The following is a 17,902-nucleotide window of genomic DNA, read 5'->3' on the forward strand; positions in this document are numbered from 1 at the left end:
CCGCTTGACGGCTGGCAAGATTTTGGTAACTTTAGAAACAACTTTTAATTCACTAAAAAATAGCTGGTGGAATACTATGACTATCAAAGTAGGTATTAACGGTTTTGGTCGTATTGGCCGTATTGTTTTCCGTGCTGCTCAGGAACGCTCAGACATTGAAATCGTTGCTATCAATGATCTGTTGGATGCAGAATACATGGCATACATGCTGAAATACGATTCAACCCACGGCCGCTTCAATGGCACTGTTGAAGTTAAAGACGGTCAGTTGGTTGTTAATGGCAAAACCATCCGTGTAACATCTGAAAGAGACCCAGCTAACCTGAAATGGAACGAAGTGGGTGTTGATGTTGTTGCAGAAGCAACAGGTATTTTCCTGACTGACGAAACTGCACGTAAGCACATCGCTGCTGGCGCGAAAAAAGTTGTCCTGACTGGTCCATCCAAAGACAATACGCCAATGTTCGTTATGGGTGTTAACCACAATACCTATGCAAACCAGGATATCGTTTCCAACGCATCCTGTACCACTAACTGTCTGGCTCCACTGGCTAAAGTTATCAATGATAAATTCGGTATTATTGAAGGTCTGATGACTACAGTTCACGCAACAACTGCTACCCAGAAAACTGTTGATGGCCCTTCAGCCAAAGACTGGCGTGGTGGCCGTGGTGCAGCACAGAACATCATCCCGTCTTCCACTGGCGCAGCAAAAGCAGTAGGCAAAGTTATCCCAGAACTGAACGGCAAACTGACTGGTATGTCTTTCCGTGTTCCTACTCCTAACGTATCTGTTGTGGATCTGACTGTACGTCTGGCTAAACCAGCAACTTATGCAGAAATCTGTGATGCAATTAAAGCAGCAGCAGAAGGCGAGCTGAAAGGTATTCTGGGATATACTGAAGATGACGTGGTTTCAACTGATTTCAACGGCGAAAAACTGACTTCTGTATTTGATGCAAAAGCAGGTATTGCATTGAACGACAACTTTGTAAAACTGGTTTCTTGGTATGACAACGAAACTGGTTATTCCAATAAAGTCCTGGATCTGATCGCTCACATCTCCAAATAATTGAGCTTTTATCCATTTTCAAAAGTCATCTGTTTACAGATGGCTTTTATGTTTATATAACTAAAATATTAAGATATTGTTGTCTTTGGTTCAGCTACCAATTTGGGCTTACATAAGGTCATGACAGATGCTTGATAAAATTTTCTCATTGCCGATTGTAGAACAACTCTCTCCTTATATCAGCCAGCGAAACATTGATGGTTTTCCATTAATCGTTGTTTCCCACCCTAAAGCTCGCGGGGTAATCAGTATTCAAGGCGCACACCTGATTACCTGGCAACCCAATAACGAAAAACCAGTATTATGGGTAAGTGATAGCACGCTTTTCAGTACAGGTACTGCTATTCGTGGTGGTATTCCCATCTGTTGGCCTTGGTTCGGTTCGTTTGCAGCTCCCAGCCATGGATTTGCGCGAATATTACCTTGGGAGCTCAAAGCTCATGATGAGAATGAAAATGGCGTTATTTTGACGTTCACATTACAGGATAACGCATATACCCGTAAGTTATGGCCACATGAATTCACGCTGATTGCCCGCTTTAAATTAGGGGAAACTTGCGAAATAGAGTTAGAATCCCACGGTGAATATCAAGCCACTTGTGCCCTTCATTCTTACTTCAATGTCAGCGACATCAATCAAATTCGAGTTAGTGGGCTTGGTTCTCATTTTATTGATACCCTCACCGATAACGAACAGTCTATTGATGAAGATTTAGTTTTCCACGGGAGAACAGACCGCATTTATACAGAGCCAGACGATTTTAGCCTGCTCAGAGACCCGCTATGGAAACGAACAATTGAAATACATCATTATCACCATAGTGATGTAGTATGTTGGAATCCAGGTGCTGCACTTGCCAGTAGTATGAAAGATATGAGTAAAGAGGGTTATAAGAATATGGCTTGCATCGAAACCGCACGGATAAATAACCCATTGCAGCCTAAGAATGGCAACCCTGACAGACTTTCTATTGTTATCCGTTGTCGTAAGTTCTCAGATAACAATTAACCAGGTAGAACACATAGAACAGGCACTTATTCCAAAACCAAGGATAAAATGCCTGAATTCTTAAAGGCAGAGAGGATTAACCCACCATGACAGGAACACGCTTCGCTAAAGCACAAAAAAGCTCGTAACCAATGGTTCCGGCTGATCCTGCTACTTCATCTACGGGTAGATTTTCTCCCCACAACTCGACAATACTACCTATATTTGCCTGAGGGCATGGCGTCAAATCAACTGTCATCATATCCATTGATATGGCACCCAATAACTGGGTACGAATACCATCAACCATAACAGGGGTTCCCGTTGGCGCATGCCGAGGATATCCATCCGCATAGCCACAAGCGACTGTACCGACACGCATGGGTTGCGGGGTCGTATAGCGGCTGCTATAACCAATTTTTTCTCCCTTGGGAAGTTCATGTACTGCGATGATTTCACTTTGTAGTGTCATGGCGGGTTTCAACCCAATATTGGCAATGTCATGCCACTTTCCACTCGGAGACGCGCCATAAAGAATAATACCTGGCCGTACCCAATCTCGATGTGTTTTCGGATGCCACAAAACAGCACCAGAATTCGCCAGACAATGAGGAAGTGAATTCATTTGCAGACGCTCAACAACTGCGAATTGTTCATCAATACCAACTTCATTATCTGAATTGGCAAAATGGGTCATTAAAGTCACTGACTTAATATTTTTAATCCGGTTCACTATTGAAACTATCTGTGAGTACTCTTTTGGAGTGAATCCTAATCGATTCATACCACTATTAAGTTTCAAATAGATATCAATGGGATTGTCCAATTTAGCTTTTTCTATCTCATCAAGCTGCCAATAACTATGCACGACAGTTGTCAGACGGTATTTATTGATAATCTGTAAATCCGCGGGCTTGAAAAAACCCTCCAATAGCAAGATTGGCCTTTGCCATCCCTGCTCCCTTAAATAAATAGCTTCATTCATGTCAAGCAGTGCAAATCCATCTGTCTGCATGAGTGATTGCCATATTCTGTCCAATCCATGCCCATACGCATCCGCTTTTACTACCGACCAAATTTTACTGTTATTCACTTTTTGACGAATAACCGACAAATTATGGCGAAATGCATCGAGATGGATCGTTGCCAAAATAGGACGTGGCATGACGACCCCTTCTTATAGTTTATTAGTTTATGCCGTATGTAAATGAGGATTTATTGGAAACACTTTTATATTAAAACCATCGATGTATCTGAATACAGAGAGATCATCTGCCGCGATATCCGGTTTTTTGCCAGAAATTAAATCAGCCAATAACTTCCCTGAACCACAGGCCATCGTCCAACCTAGTGTTCCATGTCCCGTATTTAGATAAAGATTGGTATATTTGGTTGCCCCCACAATAGGAGTACCATCCGGAGTCATAGGCCGCAAACCAGTCCAGAATGAGGCCTCTGCAATATTACCACCATTGTGGTATAAATCCTGTACAACCATTTTTAACGTTTCACAACGATTCTGGGGCACATTCAAATTAAATCCAACCACTTCCGCCATACCACCAACGCGAATACGATTATCAAAACGCGTAATGGCAATCTTGTAAGTTTCATCCAGCACAGTTGAGACCGGTGCTTTTGATTCGTCCATGATAGGCATCGTTAACGAATATCCTTTCATCGGATAAACCGGAATTTTAACCAGTTCTTTTAAGATTTCAGTGGAATAAGATCCCATCGCGACCACATAGTGATCCGCCGTCATGATGCCATCATCACATTGAATACCTGTGACTCTATTCCCATCCACCAAGATCCGTTTAACTTGCTTGTTGAATACAAACTGCACACCAATATCTTCTGCCATTTTAGCCAGCGCTTTGGTAAAAAGCTGACAATCACCTGTTTCATCATTCGGTAATTGCAATCCACCTGTCAGTTTATGAGAAATATTAGCAAGCGCTGGCTCTACAGCAGCCAACTGTTCGGCAGTCAATAACTGATAAGATACCCCTTCTTGTTCTAACACTTCGATATCATTAGCAGCATTATCGAATTGCTTGGTAGTTCTGAACAATTGCAGGGTTCCCCCCTGACGCCCTTCATATTGGATCCCCGTATCGGCCCTTAATTGTTTAATACAGTCCCTGCTATATTCTGCCAAACGTACCATTCTGCTTTTATTCATCGCGTAATGGCTGGCATCACAATTACGCAGCATTTGCCACATCCAGCGTAACTGAAACAAAGAGCCATCAGGGCGAATAGCCAAAGGTGCGTGACGTTGAAATATCCACTTTATTGCTTTTAGTGGGATCCCTGGGGCTCCCCAAGGAGTTGCATATCCTGGTGAGATTTGACCGGCATTAGCGGCACTAGTTTCTTCAGCAGCACTATTCTGGCGATCAATTACGGTAACTTCATGGCCTGCTTGAGCAAGATACCATGCGCTGGTTACGCCAATAACACCGCTGCCTAAAATAAGGACCTTCATTTTACCCCCTACTGGCAAGTGATATTTGCAAGCATAATATGCTAAATATAAAAAGCCAATACAGAATAATAGGCTACGAAACAATTAATTAACTTTTAGGATTTAAGTCACACTTTCATTACAAAATAGAAAAAAACACTTCTTCAATAAACATTACCCACCAGATAAAACAAAGTTAAATCAATAAGTTAAACAATGCAAACACTATTTATTTCTCTAATTTCTATTTATTAAAGTGGTTTTTATGGCAAAAAGAAACATCGAATTCACAAAAGCAAAATTTTAAAAAAAACCACATAAATGTAAATTTTCAGGATTTTATCTAATCCCATTATTGATTAAGTAGAATAATAATTTAAAAAATTGCACTACGCAGTTGGGAGTGTTTCTAAATAACACATATGTGTTAAGTGATGATTAAAGAAATACCCCAGAAATATAGGTAACTCCGTATCACACAATTGCACATTATATGATCGAACCATAATATAACTACATAACTGGGGTAAATAAATGTAACCAATAGAGAGGCAAACAAAAAACGAAGAGTTTAACCAACTTAAGACGTGCTTCTGTTAATGAGTTGATCTTTCCGTCAATTCATTGATCATAATACTTTGCATATTATGCCAGATAATACCACTCTCTTTACCATAATTACGCACACAGTCTATGATCTTGTCATAGGCTTTTTCCCGACATAGTGAACTTAATTGCTGGTAGAAATTCAACGCCAAATTACGTGCTTCAGGACTGGAGAAATAATAACGGCCAACACGGGTATACAGCCCTTTCAGTCCATTAATAATCAAACCATAAATTGGGTTCCCTGACGCAAAAGCCAGACCACGGAAAATATCATAATCCACAGAGCTGAAAGCTTCAGCGGTATCTTCCACACTTTCTTTTTCTGCCAGAATTTCCAATGATTTTTCAGGGTTGTTCCTAAATGCGGTACGGATAAAAATGGCGGCGATATTGGTTCTCACTGCCAATAAGTTATCAATCAACTGAGGAACACGATCATGATCAAGACGCGCCAAAGTTTCCAGAATATTAAGACCGGATGTTTCCCAAAAATTATTAACCTTAGTTGGTTTTCCATGCTGGATAGTCAACCAACCATCACGGGCAAGGCGCTGCAACACTTCACGCAAGGTCGTACGGGTGACACCGATCAATTCAGATAATTCACGTTCTGCTGGCAGTATGGAGCCGGGTGGAAAGCGATTATTCCAAATACTTTCAATGATATACTCTTCCGCGAAACTCGCAGGACTTTGAGCCTTAATTACCATAATTTTAATTATTCCAAAGCAGTTTTCTTGGCTAATAATAGCGATTGATCATACCAGAATGTGCTTGATCGACATAGTTACCAGGTAAATAAACAGTGAAAGAGTGAAAGGGCTCATAAAAAATGCAATCATTCATGGATTAATCATATGGGAATACCCTTAAATTGCTATCACATCGGGCATACTATACCGATTCGATATGTTTCTATAGTGGTCGTTTTGCTTTATAGCCACTTAGATTTTTCCACGTATCCACAAAAGAGGAATGTTAATAATAATGGAAATCAGTATCCAACGTGCAGTGATGAAAAACTTTCTCGGCAATTCGCCGGATTGGTACAAACTAGCTATCATTGTTTTTTTGATTATCAACCCACTGGTCTATTTCTTTGTCAGCCCCTTTGTTGCTGGCTGGATGCTTGTTGTTGAGTTTATCTTCACACTGGCAATGGCATTAAAATGTTATCCTCTGCAACCAGGAGGGTTACTCGCTATTGAAGCAATCATCATTGGGATGACTTCACCAAAACAAATAGGTCATGAGATAGCCAACAATCTGGAAGTCATTTTATTGCTGATTTTCATGGTTGCGGGCATTTACTTTATGAAACAATTGCTGCTGTTTGTTTTCACAAAGCTGCTGTTAAGTATCCGCTCCAAGAAAATGCTGGCACTGGCATTCTGTCTGGCAAGTGCTTTCTTATCCGCTTTTCTTGATGCCCTGACCGTAATTGCCGTTGTTATCAGTGTATCAATCGGGTTTTACGCCATCTATCACCAATTCCTTTCCCATAGTGGCAATTCAGAACTCAGTGATGATAAATACATTGACAATGAGGATAAAAGACTGGCGCTGGAACAGTTCAGGGCATTTTTGCGCAGTCTGGTGATGCATGCGGGGGTTGGTACTGCACTGGGCGGTGTGATGACTATGGTCGGTGAACCCCAAAACCTGATTATTGCCAAACATGTCGGCTGGGATTTTGCCACATTTTTTATTCGTATGTCGCCAGTCACCATTCCTGTATTTATTTGTGGCTTGTTGATCTGCTTACTGGTTGAACATTTTAAACTGTTCGGTTACGGTGCTGAGCTGCCTGAGCGTGTTCGCTCTGTTTTGGAAGATTATGACCAAAAAACCAGTGAGAAGCGCACCCGTCAAGAAAAAGCTCAGCTTGTTGTTCAGGCATTGATCGGTATTTGGCTGATTGTAGCGCTGGCTTTTCATTTGGCTGAAGTAGGTTTGATTGGCCTATCAGTCATTATCTTAGCGACCGCATTCTGTGGCATTACCGAAGAACACGCGTTAGGCAAAGCCTTTGAGGAAGCCTTACCGTTTACTGCACTGTTAACTGTATTCTTTTCTGTGGTTGCAGTCATTGTTGACCAACAACTGTTTACGCCATTTATTCAATTTGTCTTACAGTCTTCACCCGCTTCACAACTTTCCTTATTCTATTTGTTTAACGGATTACTCTCTGCGGTTTCTGATAACGTTTTCGTCGGTACGGTTTACATTAATGAAGCATTGCTCGCCCTGAAAAGCGGTTTGATTTCACAGCAACAATATGAATATTTGGCCGTTGCCATCAATACCGGGACTAACTTACCATCCGTGGCAACACCTAACGGACAAGCCGCTTTTCTGTTCCTGCTGACTTCGGCCTTGTCCCCGTTGATCCGTCTCTCTTATGGTCGCATGGTAATAATGGCCTTGCCTTATACCATTGTGATGACACTAGTAGGTCTGTTGTGTGTTGAATTCTGGTTAGTGCCTGCCACTGAATATCTCATCAAATTTGGTTTGCTCACTCCACTATAATTAGAGACCGAATTTATCGTTATATCCTGCCGGAAAGTGTGATTTTGCACACTCTCCGGCTTTTTCGTTAATCACTTGCCTGAAAAAATAGCTCAGTTGATTTTAATTTTATTTTTTTATGGCTGATGAAACGGCACAATAGCCTAATTATTTATATTGAAAAGGTGGGAAGAAAAGAAAATGTTTCAATTTTTAAAACAGAGTTCCCAAGGGCGAGGTGCATGGTTATTGATGGCGTTAACCGCTCTTATCCTGGAAGCCGTAGCGCTCTATTTTCAACATATGATGCAGTTGCAGCCTTGCGTAATGTGCATTTATGAGCGTGTTGCGTTGCTTGGTATTTTAGGGGCTGCGCTGCTTGGTGCAATCGCACCTAAAACGCCTTTACGCTGGTTAACTATATTGCTGTGGATTTATAGCGCATGGCAAGGATTACAACTGGCATGGGATCACACCATGATGCAGTTATACCCTTCTCCATTTAATACTTGCGAGTTCTTTGTCCAATTCCCATCTTGGCTACCGTTGAATGATTGGCTGCCTTCCATGTTTCAGGCATTTGGGGATTGTTCGATGAAACAGTGGGAATTTTTAACGCTGGACATGCCGCAATGGTTGATTGGCATTTTTGCCGCTTATCTGTTGGTAGGTATATTGGTGCTTGTGAGTCAGTTTTTTCGGGCTCAAGGTAGACCTTAAAAATAAGCAATTGACCAAAAGGGGTCTTGTTAAGGAGATCCCAGTACTTTAGCTGGGATCTTTTCAACATTATGACAACATCAAACTTTTTCTAAAATCTTTTATGTTGAAGATAATTTATCAAACAAATAACACCGCTTAGGAATTACAAACCATCCTTGAAGGTTATTTACCTTCCAAGTCTTTTGATCTATGAAATATGATCAAGAGACAGGCCAAGGCGAGGTTTATAGTTAATTTCTCTTATGTTCTTATGACAATATAATGCCAATCGTCAATGTTACGGTAATCCAAACCCCTACAAACGTTACATAGCTCATCAATCTGTTCTTCATTTTACTTTCCCTCATTACCAAACAAACATCCATAGCTGCACGGTAGTGGCCCTGACTGTTCTGACATAAAAAATATAAACAGCATTTAATATATATTTGGTATGCAGCATAAGTTCCATTCTAATATTTATTACAATGGGTATTAAATTAGACAGGTTGTTATAGTAATAAGACAATGCTTAGGTAATAAAACTGACCAGAATAAGAGAGTTAACTCATAAAAAACCACAACGTGAGATGTCTTAACGAATTATTCACCTGAACCGGATTCAGTATGTGGTTTTTCGGGATATAACGATGCACTCCAGTTACTGTAAGTACAAACAAATATCGAAGGATCTTTGTTTGAAAATGGCGTAGCCATAGATTTGATTTTTTCCGCCAACTGCACGGATTCCATCGTCGAATTACCAATATAAGTTCCACCAGGCAAGCGATGCCATTTCCCATTAGGAAAACGGATAGATTGGCTGAATTGATTCGCCGTCATCCTTTTATGTAATTTTTCATAACCCTCAATACCCGTGCCATAAAGCTCTACACGAATCAAATAACTTGCCATTTCTCTTTCCTTGTTTTCAACTTTTGACCAGACAAGTTATCAGTTTTTCTTTACTGTTTAAAGTCGGAAAAACGGGAGAAAAATCCGATATTAATGCCAATTCCGGTCCTTACATTATATGTATTTGATATAAAATCCCTTGTTTGTGATTAAGGATGGCCGTTGTTATCAAATTTCCAGATAACTTACGGGTTCATCATGCCAAAATAACAATGAGTTGGTTGGAAAATCACCAGATCCGGATTGCGGTGTTTTAGGAAGCGCCAGAGAAGAAAGGCGCATGTTACCCGTTTTTTCCACCATCCTAAAATTCGTTATGCGGCATGATAAAAATATAGATATTTAAGCACTGGGTTAATAAGCCCATTGTTCTGCGTGAGTTTGAAACATTTTACTGTACCTCAACTAAAACGTTATGCCACATACGAAATTTCTATTGACTTTCCGCGGTGATATTTTCTTTCAGTAATATGTGACTCACGGCATATCTTGCCTGCCATGCTTTAGGGTTGATTAAATAATGTTGCCGGAAACGTTTCGAAAAATGGCTTGGGCTGGAATAACCCACTGCGGCAGCAACCTCAATCACACTCATCCCTTTCTTCAATAAGTCTTCCGCTGTGGTCATCCGAACGTTTTCCAGATATTGATGGAAAGTCCGGAAAACAACCGCACGGAATCCCTCTTTTAATTTCCGCTCATTCAAACCCACTGCTCTTGATAACGATTTGATTGTCCAAGGGTAATGATAATCGTTATTAATTATTTTTATCGCATTGTAAACAGCACGCCGCTGCAATCCGCTAATTACATTATATTGGCAATCATAAATTTGAGCGGTCACACAAGCGAGTATTTCTAACGCTTTTGCCTTTAAATAGACCTTTCTGACACTGCCATTTAACTGACATTCTTCTATCTGATTCACTATCTGCATAAAAGGTGGATAGATAGGGCAAGCCATCATCAAGGCATCGCTATAACTCGCATTTTTTTCAAAACCAGCCGTTAATTTGGTAAAAGATGGCAACTCCTGAGCTTCAATTTCGTTCAGGGAAAAACGGATATCGAGAATACGCCAGGTTCCGCAACCAAAGAAATTCATACCACGCGTCATTGTAGGCGAATAGAAAAATACCATCGTTCCCGGATTAATCTCTAAAACCTCGCCATTCTCAATTGCCATTTTTCCCTTCCCACTGAGAACAAAAGCTATTGACACTGTTGGCGGCCCTTCACAATATTCAGTAAAATCTTTACTTAGCTCAAGATAGATGCGGTTGATGTGAATTCCATCAGATAGTTCCTCTGTTAGCAATGAAGGAGTTGTATTCTTTTCCTCTACTGATGAACGCATGTTATTGCAATGGCCCGCAGCGAAAATCCCCAATGTCTCGCTATAGATCGTCTTCATGAAATCCCCTGTAAAATTAGCCTCAGACACCAACCATTTCAAAAATACGATTTCCACAATAAAAACAGTATGTTGTGCAATTTAAATAAATTATTCTTTTATTTTATATATTTATATACAAATGTGAATATCACGCAATTTATCATTAATGAGAATCATTATCAATAGTACGTATCGCGCTACTTTTGTCCCTATCCCGTTAGCTCTTCTTTTCTATTCCAGTTAATTTCACCAAATATGTTTTCGGGTTTACCACGCTTACTTGGTTTACCACATTCGATCTTTTTAAAACATGATTTGAAAAGGCATAAAGAGCACTTATGAAAAAAAAATATGCTAAAGCGTCTGTCTTATGTTGTCTGATTTCACCTGTTGTGGCTTGGGCAGAGCATTCACCTGAAGCCGAAGCCACAGAAGATGTTTTGATTGTGACGGCTAACAAACGGGCAGAAGCATTAACTAAAGTTAATGGCAGCATTTTGGTAAAAACTGGCGAGGAACTTGAGCAAGCGGGTATCACTCAGGTACAGGATCTTGAGCGGGCTTTCCCTGGTTTACAAATCCGCTCTCGCGGTAACCGAACCTATTCGGCAACCACAATTCGGGGTATCAGTTCACCCGATTATTATTCACCTTCTATTCGTATTTATGTTGATGGTGTTCCTCAGGATCACCAGTTTCTGACACAAGAGTTAATCAATGTAGAACGGGTAGAATTATTACGTGGTCCCCAAGGCACTTTATATGGCGGGAACGCTCAAGCGGGTGTTATCAATATTATTACCCGTTCGCCAAAAGAAGGTCCTTTGCTTAGCCTTTCTGGCAATTATTCTAAGTTGAAACAAGGGGGTTCCTTCAGCGGATCAATACCTCTTATTGAAGACATGCTTTATGGCAGTATGAGCCTACGCTGGGTAAAAGAATCAGGACAAATTGATGCACCAAATCGTGGTGATAAAAATATTGACTCCAGCAAGACCTGGCTCGGTAAAGGGAAACTGACGTTTGCGCCAGAAAATTCCCCTTTCAGCGCTGAACTTAGCTTTGCTCATGAAGATCTCAATTCACATGAAGAGCTGTATTTAACCGACGAACAGTTCCGCCGGAAAGAATATGATGGCCCTACCCCTGATTTAACACGGCGCGTCAACAGCTATGCACTCAAAGCGGAATATGATTTTGGCAACAACGTATTAACCAGTGTCACCGCCTATCAGGATCGCGATATTTTCCGCAATTTCATCGGGGGTAAATGGAAAGAAAAACACCACGCCACAACCCAAGAGCTACGTTTAAATTCCAGCTACTCAAATGGAATTAGCAGTGTTCTGGGTGGCTGGTTCTCAGATGAAACTAGCAGACACTATACCAGCTATAATGATGCACATAACAACATCAAAGGAAAGTCGCTAGCCCTGTTCGGCGAAGTTAAATTACCCATTGCATCTCAATGGGATCTTACCCTTGGCGGTCGTCTGTCACATGAGAAATCTCAGATCAATTATTCAGGATCTGACATCATGAAGATTGACGCTTTTGATAACCAGGTTTCCAACAATGAATTTATACCTAAAGCAGCTCTGGGCTGGCAACTGACACCGGACACCCGTTTCTATCTCTCTGCCACCAAAGGATACAAACCGGGCGGATTCAATAACATTGTTTCCTCCGTCAATGATAAAAAGCCTTACGATACCGAAACCTCAGACAATTATGAGTTTGGTTGGCATACCTCATTCTTTGATGACGCAGTGACATTAAACAGCGCTGTTTATTACATTCGTTCCAAAGATAAACAGATCTATGTCGGACCTATGGGTGGACAATTTATTCGTAATGCCGGAAAAGCAGAAAGTAAAGGTATTGATCTGAGCAGCCAGATTAAACCAATGCAAGGGCTTAAACTTTCTCTTGGTGGTAGCGTAGGTAAGTCAAATTTCACTGATACAACAAGCGGCGTAAATTATAAAGGCAAACGCCTGCCTTATGCACCAGATGTCATGCTTAATGCCAGTGTCGACTATCTCATTAATCAAACATTGTTACCCGGTAACCTCTATTTAAATGCCGGTACTCGCTACTATTCAAAAAGCTACTTTGATGAAGCGAATACCCTTGAACAAGGGGGATATACGCTCTATGACGCATCATTCAGTTTAGAAATGGATCATGGTGTCAATGTCAAACTTTATGGCGAAAATTTAGGTAACAAACAGTACCGTGTTTCTAGTTTCCAGATGGGAAATACGTACAGCATGATAAGTAAGGGGCTGAATGTTGGGCTGGATGTGAGCATTGCACTATGACGCACAATACTATGATGCACAATAATACCTCACATCGCCGTCACATCTCGTTGCTACTTTTGACTTTGGCTGGTGTTTACACCATCCAAAGTACCATTGGTATGTTAACGTTACAAAGCATGCCGGCATTTCTGCGCAACCACGGCGTTACCCCAGATAAGATAGGGTTACTCTATCTATTAATGTTACCTTGGGCATTAAAATTTCTCTGGGCTCCCGTTGTAGAGCGCTATCGCAAATCAGGTTCGGGGGATACTAACCCCCGTCGCATCATGCTCTGCGGCAATCTGTTAATTGCGCTGCTTTTTGGTTTAATGTCCTTAGCAAAACCTGCCGAACATATGCCGCTTATCATAGCGGCTCTGTTTCTGATTACGCTTTGTCTGACCGTGGTAGATACCACCACAGACGGCCATGCTATCGATAGGTTATCACCACAGCACCGCCCCTGGAGCAATGTCATGCAAGTTGGAGGCAGCTATCTGGGAGCCATTATTGGCAGCGGCCTGTTTTTATACCTTACTTCACTGTATGGCTGGCACATTGGTTCGGGCATGTTAGTTATAGTGATCCTATTAATGTCACTGCCTATCTTGTTCATCCGAAAAACTCAGGGACAGGAACAATCGCAAGCGCCAAAAACACCGATCACCCCCTCCCTGAAGAGCGCATTACGCCGTACTCCGGTTAAACAGGCACTGACTTTAATACTGCTATGTATGATTGGGACACGTCTGTCACTCGGCATGCTCTCCCCATTTTTAATCGATCGCGGCGTAGACTTAACCCAATTAGGCATCATTGCAGCCAGTGGTGGTGCACTGGCCGGATTATCTGGTGTCCTGCTTGGCGGCATCGTGGTACGTAAGTTAGGTGCTATCCAGACATTATTGGGGATAATGCTGCTTGAATGTCTGGTATTAGTGGGTATTTTCTGGCTTGCCCAACAACCAGAGACGCCCCTATCCCTGCTGTCAGCGGCATACGTTTTTATTACGTTAATCACCGCAGCCAAATTTGTTGCCTTATATACCCAAATGATGTCTTTAGCGGCTGGCGTACAGTCTGGGGTGGATTTTGCACTGATGCAATCCGCAGATATGAGCATTGCGATCATCTGTTCAATGCTGGGTGGATTGATTGTGACTAAAGCAAGCTATTCATCCCTTTTCGCTCTTGCATCACTCTTCACCCTCGCAGGCTTGTTCTGGACACTACGTATGCACCGCAATTTCCAAAAGGAAAGCATCTATGCTCAGTCATGATCCTTCTGTGCAGAATTCCCCAGAGCAACGTGCCGCTGACGCCGGTGTCCTTAAGACATTGTGGGATATGATGCGTCCATACCGCACGCTAAGTTACGTTGCTATCGCCCTTGCCATTATTTCTGCCGGCTTGCAAATACTGCCGGCAGCGATTGCTGGCCTCATTACCCAATCTATCCACGACGGGCAATATGGCACGTTACTGAATTACGGCATCATGTTATTAAGCTTTACCTTTGCCGCTATGCTGACTTTCAGTGGTTCAACATTTGTTGCTCATTTGATCGCTGCCGATGTTCAGGCTGATGTTCGTCGTCATATCAGTAATAAGTTGAAGTCTGTTCCCTTAGGTTTCTTTATGCAGACTGACAGCACCGAAATCAAGAAGATGATGTTAGATGACGTCGAACAGCTTGAGGATGGTATCGCCCACATTATCCCAGAAATGTCAGCAACCCTGTTTGGCCCATTGATCGCATTGGGGGTGATGCTAGCCATTGACTGGCGATTAGCATTGGCAGCTTTTGCCCCAACTTTGGGTGCCTGTTTATTATTCATCTATATTCAGATGAAAGTTCAAACCACGACTCAGCGTTTTTACGCCGCCCAAAATCATATTGCTTCGACTATGGGTGAAGTTATCAACGCCATTCCTGTGGTAAAAACCTATTCGGGCGGCAATATTGCCCTACAGCGAGCCGAAGAAGCATTTACCGCCCTGACACGTATTATCGACGTTTGGGTTGAGAAAGTGCAGGTCAAATCCAGCCGATTTTTTGTGTTATCCAGCGCTAATCTGCTGTTTGTCCTCCCTTTAGCGGTTTGGTTATTCAACCGACAAGAGATCACTTTATTTGAATTTACCTTCTTTATTTTGGCTGCGATGGCATTCGGCAATATTGCCTCATCCATGTTCTCTGTAATGACTCGCTTGCAGCAGCAAGAAGCATTAATCACACGTTATCGCTGGTTAATGAATCAACCTGAATTAGCACCCTGTACCCAAAACCAGATCCCTGTCGATAACACTGTGACTTTGCATAATGTCAGCTTTTCCTATCAAAATAAGCAAGATCAAAATACGCAGAATAATATATTGCAGAACAATGTATTAAATAACATCTCGTTTTCCGTACCTGCCGGCAGTTCACTCGCTCTGGTTGGAGCCAGCGGCTCTGGTAAATCCACGATAGCCAGCCTGATTGCTCGTCTTTGGGATCCTCAACAAGGCAAAATTACGGTTGGTGGTGTTGATATCCGCAACATGGATGAAGCCACTTTGCGTAATAACATCTCTTTTGTATTCCAGCGGGTATTTCTGTTCAACGATACGATAGCCAATAATATCCGTCTGGCTCGCCCTGATGCTTCACAAGCTGAGGTTGAAGCAGCGGCCATCGCAGCACAAGCACACCAATTTATCCAACAGTTACCACAAGGTTATAACACCGTGATTAACAACGGTATCAGCTTGTCTGTAGGCGAAAAGCAGCGTATTGCCGTTGCCGCCGCCATCCTGAAAAACACCCCCATTCTTGTATTGGATGAAGCCACCGCCTATGCCGATCCAGAATGTGAAAAAGAGATGCAACTGGCACTCAATGCACTATGCCGCACCAAGACAGGCCACAATAAGACCGTGATTGTTATTGCCCATCGCCTGCCAACTATTCGTCACCTTGATCAAATACTGGTTTTGGATAAAGGACAAATCATTGAGCAAGGAACCCATGATGAACTGATCGCACTGCAAGGCGCGTATACCAAGCAGTGGGCAGCATGGCGGGGAGAAAATACCGGAACAGGAGTGAATTATCATGGGGTTATTTAATCGTCTCCAGCAACATCTGTCCCCAAAACGACAACGGGTTTGGTTTGGTGGGTTGCTATATAAGCAACTTGATACCATTGCGATTATTGCTCAACTTGCTATCGCAGCCTGGGCTATCACTCATCTGGAAGATGCCCATCTGAAAGAAAGCGGCAACGATATGCTGTCGCTTATCACTCTGACATTATTGGTTATTTTACTGTTACTGCGGTTCACTTTTATGTCCCGCGCACTGCGTAAGCTCACTATTGCCGCTTATGACTTGGGTATAGAAATCCGGCGCGCTTTGCTACAACGGCTTGTCAGTATGTCCATAGCAACAATTCGCGGATTAAGTGCCGGAAAAATAGCCCTGACGTTATCCGAAGATGTGCAATGGCAGGAAAATCAATCAGCCTATACTACCCCACAAATCACTTGTCAGATTATGATGCTGACGCTTATCTATCTGGCTTTATTCTGGTTCGATTGGGTTGTTGCTGGCTGTGCCCTATTGGTCTTGATGGTTGGATTGTTCATTCTGGGCGCTATCCGTCAAAAACTCAATGCTATACTGCGTCGACGGGCAACGATGATGGCTGATGTATCCGAAGCGATCGTCGAATATGCACAAGGCATGGCTTTTATCCGTGCCGCGGCGGCTACTACAACGGTAGAGCAGCGTTTTGACCAAGAAATTGAACAATTACGTGTCGCATTCCGCCGTGGTGTATTCAAAAGTATACCGCTGCTGAGCCTGTTCTACATCATCATTGATACCAGCGTGGTTGTTGGCATTCTGGCCGCGGCTTTACGCTTTAATGCTGCTGTACCGGAAGCACTTACTCTCCCTGAGATGCTGATCACTATTCTGCTGTTGTTTGCCACTATTACGCATCTACGCGGGATTATTCCTTTGCTCAATGTGACTGCATTGACACAAGTCGGCGAAACACATATTGCAGAGATAGAAGCGGTGGCAACTCAGGTTTCCGGATCATTAGCCGCACCCGATAAATATGATGTTGAAGTTGACAACATCTCATTTAGCTACCCGGGTACTCACCAGCCGGCTATCCAAAATGTTTCATTTTATGCACCGCAAGGCAGTATGACCGCCATTGTGGGGCCAAGTGGCAGTGGTAAATCCACACTGGCCTATTTATTGCTTTCTTTCTATCAACTGGATCAAGGTGAAATTCGTTTGGGTGGGAACCCTATCCATCATTACCAGACTCAGGCACTGTATGACACCGTCACCATGGTGTTTCAGGAAACCGCACTATTTCAGGATACGGTCGCGAACAATCTCCGTTTGGGTGATCCGCATGCAACCCAATTAGCGCTGGAACAGGCAGCCCGCCTTGCCAATATTCACGATACAATTATGGCGCTACCGCAAGGGTACGATACACCTTTAGGTGTAGATGGCGGTACGTTGTCGGGTGGGGAGCGCCAACGGCTTGCCATTGCTCGCGCGATCCTGAAACAGTCTCCGGTTCTATTCCTGGACGAAGCAACAGCTTCACTAGACCCCGAAAATGAGCAATTGATACAAGAAGCATTTGATTCTCTCACTCAGGATAAAACCGTTTTTGTGATTGCTCATCGGCTAAGTACGATAACCCGCGCTGATCAAATATTGGTCATGGATCATGGAACCCTGCGTGATAGCGGTACACATGATGAATTACTGAAGCGTTGTCCGCTTTATCAATCCCTTTGGAAAAATCACCTTGGCTCAGAAGAGCATTGGCACTTAAATCCCAATATTCCCTCAAGTATTCATTCAAATAAGGCGTAATCCGCCATTATCTGATTTTTAGGTAACTGCCAT

At 42.5% G+C, this 17,902-nt stretch carries 13 protein-coding genes; 8 read left to right on the plus strand and 5 right to left on the minus strand.

What is annotated here, in order from left to right; translation table 11 throughout:
- Nucleotides 1-76: 76 nt before the first annotated feature.
- Both gapA and Xish_RS17175 read left to right on the plus strand, forming a co-directional pair.
- Nucleotides 77-1,072 (plus strand): glyceraldehyde-3-phosphate dehydrogenase, encoded by a 996-nt coding sequence (gene gapA / locus Xish_RS17170; protein ID WP_099119038.1) that lies wholly within the window; start codon nucleotides 77-79, stop codon nucleotides 1,070-1,072.
- Between the two features lie 127 nt (nucleotides 1,073-1,199).
- Nucleotides 1,200-2,081: a D-hexose-6-phosphate mutarotase gene (locus Xish_RS17175; protein WP_099119039.1), complete on the plus strand. Its 882-nt coding sequence runs from the start codon at nucleotides 1,200-1,202 to the stop codon at nucleotides 2,079-2,081.
- Nucleotides 2,082-2,157: 76 nt separating this feature from the next.
- On the opposite strand, the gene dadX is transcribed toward Xish_RS17175, so the two are convergent.
- From dadX to fadR, 3 genes are all read right to left on the minus strand, one after another.
- Nucleotides 2,158-3,225, minus strand: coding sequence for a catabolic alanine racemase DadX (gene dadX, locus Xish_RS17180; protein WP_099119040.1), 1,068 nt, complete (start codon nucleotides 3,223-3,225; stop codon nucleotides 2,158-2,160).
- A gap of 27 nt (nucleotides 3,226-3,252) precedes the next feature.
- The gene (locus Xish_RS17185; RefSeq protein WP_099119041.1) at nucleotides 3,253-4,554 is read right to left on the minus strand and encodes a D-amino acid dehydrogenase; all 1,302 of its coding nucleotides are present in this window, start codon (nucleotides 4,552-4,554) and stop codon (nucleotides 3,253-3,255) included.
- Between the two features lie 575 nt (nucleotides 4,555-5,129).
- Nucleotides 5,130-5,852, minus strand: coding sequence for a fatty acid metabolism transcriptional regulator FadR (gene fadR, locus Xish_RS17190; RefSeq protein ID WP_099119042.1), 723 nt, complete (start codon nucleotides 5,850-5,852; stop codon nucleotides 5,130-5,132).
- Nucleotides 5,853-6,129: 277 nt separating this feature from the next.
- On the opposite strand from fadR, the gene nhaB reads away from it, so the two are divergent.
- The gene (gene nhaB, locus Xish_RS17195) at nucleotides 6,130-7,674 is read left to right on the plus strand and encodes a sodium/proton antiporter NhaB (RefSeq protein ID WP_099119043.1); all 1,545 of its coding nucleotides are present in this window, start codon (nucleotides 6,130-6,132) and stop codon (nucleotides 7,672-7,674) included.
- A gap of 180 nt (nucleotides 7,675-7,854) precedes the next feature.
- Nucleotides 7,855-8,373 carry a disulfide bond formation protein DsbB gene (gene dsbB, locus Xish_RS17200; RefSeq protein WP_099119044.1) on the plus strand — a complete coding sequence of 173 codons (519 nt, stop codon included), beginning with the start codon at nucleotides 7,855-7,857 and terminating at the stop codon, nucleotides 8,371-8,373.
- A gap of 585 nt (nucleotides 8,374-8,958) precedes the next feature.
- Here dsbB and Xish_RS17205 read toward each other — a convergent pair.
- Entirely contained in the window at nucleotides 8,959-9,270 is a 312-nt protein-coding gene (locus Xish_RS17205; RefSeq protein WP_099119045.1) for a type V toxin-antitoxin system endoribonuclease antitoxin GhoS, read from the minus strand.
- A gap of 433 nt (nucleotides 9,271-9,703) precedes the next feature.
- The gene (locus tag Xish_RS17210) at nucleotides 9,704-10,684 is read right to left on the minus strand and encodes a helix-turn-helix domain-containing protein (RefSeq protein WP_099119046.1); all 981 of its coding nucleotides are present in this window, start codon (nucleotides 10,682-10,684) and stop codon (nucleotides 9,704-9,706) included.
- Nucleotides 10,685-11,004: 320 nt separating this feature from the next.
- Between Xish_RS17210 and Xish_RS17215 the strand changes: the two genes are divergently transcribed.
- Genes Xish_RS17215 through Xish_RS17230 form a run of 4 tightly spaced genes read left to right on the plus strand, consistent with a single transcriptional unit; the run spans nucleotide 11,005 to nucleotide 17,869 of the window.
- A complete protein-coding gene (locus tag Xish_RS17215) occupies nucleotides 11,005-12,990 on the plus strand; it encodes a TonB-dependent receptor (protein WP_099119047.1) in 1,986 nt (661 codons plus the stop codon).
- Complete coding sequence (locus Xish_RS17220; protein ID WP_244186206.1) at nucleotides 12,987-14,255, plus strand: MFS transporter; 1,269 nt, start codon at nucleotides 12,987-12,989, stop codon at nucleotides 14,253-14,255. The genes Xish_RS17215 and Xish_RS17220 overlap by 4 nt, the downstream gene beginning before the upstream one ends.
- Nucleotides 14,242-16,086: an ABC transporter ATP-binding protein gene (locus Xish_RS17225; RefSeq protein ID WP_099119048.1), complete on the plus strand. Its 1,845-nt coding sequence runs from the start codon at nucleotides 14,242-14,244 to the stop codon at nucleotides 16,084-16,086. The genes Xish_RS17220 and Xish_RS17225 overlap by 14 nt, the downstream gene beginning before the upstream one ends.
- On the plus strand, nucleotides 16,073-17,869 hold the full coding sequence (locus Xish_RS17230; RefSeq protein WP_099119049.1) for an ABC transporter ATP-binding protein: 1,797 nt from the start codon (nucleotides 16,073-16,075) through the stop codon (nucleotides 17,867-17,869). Before Xish_RS17225 ends, Xish_RS17230 begins: the two co-directional genes overlap by 14 nt.
- Nucleotides 17,870-17,902 lie beyond the last annotated feature (33 nt).

The sequence above is a fragment of the Xenorhabdus ishibashii genome (assembly GCF_002632755.1).
GTDB lineage: Bacteria > Pseudomonadota > Gammaproteobacteria > Enterobacterales > Enterobacteriaceae > Xenorhabdus > Xenorhabdus ishibashii.

What these genes read in the sequence shown, in the direction of transcription:
- Xish_RS17175 (WP_099119039.1), top strand. Translation starts at nt 1,200, where the DNA reads ATGCTTGATAAAATTTTCTCATTGCCGATTGTAGAACAACTCTCTCCT.
- Xish_RS17225 (WP_099119048.1), top strand. Translation starts at nt 14,242, where the DNA reads ATGCTCAGTCATGATCCTTCTGTGCAGAATTCCCCAGAGCAACGTGCC.
- dsbB (WP_099119044.1), top strand. Translation starts at nt 7,855, where the DNA reads ATGTTTCAATTTTTAAAACAGAGTTCCCAAGGGCGAGGTGCATGGTTA.
- nhaB (WP_099119043.1), top strand. Translation starts at nt 6,130, where the DNA reads ATGGAAATCAGTATCCAACGTGCAGTGATGAAAAACTTTCTCGGCAAT.
- Xish_RS17215 (WP_099119047.1), top strand. Translation starts at nt 11,005, where the DNA reads ATGAAAAAAAAATATGCTAAAGCGTCTGTCTTATGTTGTCTGATTTCA.
- Xish_RS17220 (WP_244186206.1), top strand. Translation starts at nt 12,987, where the DNA reads ATGACGCACAATACTATGATGCACAATAATACCTCACATCGCCGTCAC.
- fadR (WP_099119042.1), bottom strand. Translation starts at nt 5,852, where the DNA reads ATGGTAATTAAGGCTCAAAGTCCTGCGAGTTTCGCGGAAGAGTATATC.
- Xish_RS17185 (WP_099119041.1), bottom strand. Translation starts at nt 4,554, where the DNA reads ATGAAGGTCCTTATTTTAGGCAGCGGTGTTATTGGCGTAACCAGCGCA.
- dadX (WP_099119040.1), bottom strand. Translation starts at nt 3,225, where the DNA reads ATGCCACGTCCTATTTTGGCAACGATCCATCTCGATGCATTTCGCCAT.
- Xish_RS17230 (WP_099119049.1), top strand. Translation starts at nt 16,073, where the DNA reads ATGGGGTTATTTAATCGTCTCCAGCAACATCTGTCCCCAAAACGACAA.
- Xish_RS17205 (WP_099119045.1), bottom strand. Translation starts at nt 9,270, where the DNA reads ATGGCAAGTTATTTGATTCGTGTAGAGCTTTATGGCACGGGTATTGAG.
- gapA (WP_099119038.1), top strand. Translation starts at nt 77, where the DNA reads ATGACTATCAAAGTAGGTATTAACGGTTTTGGTCGTATTGGCCGTATT.
- Xish_RS17210 (WP_099119046.1), bottom strand. Translation starts at nt 10,684, where the DNA reads ATGAAGACGATCTATAGCGAGACATTGGGGATTTTCGCTGCGGGCCAT.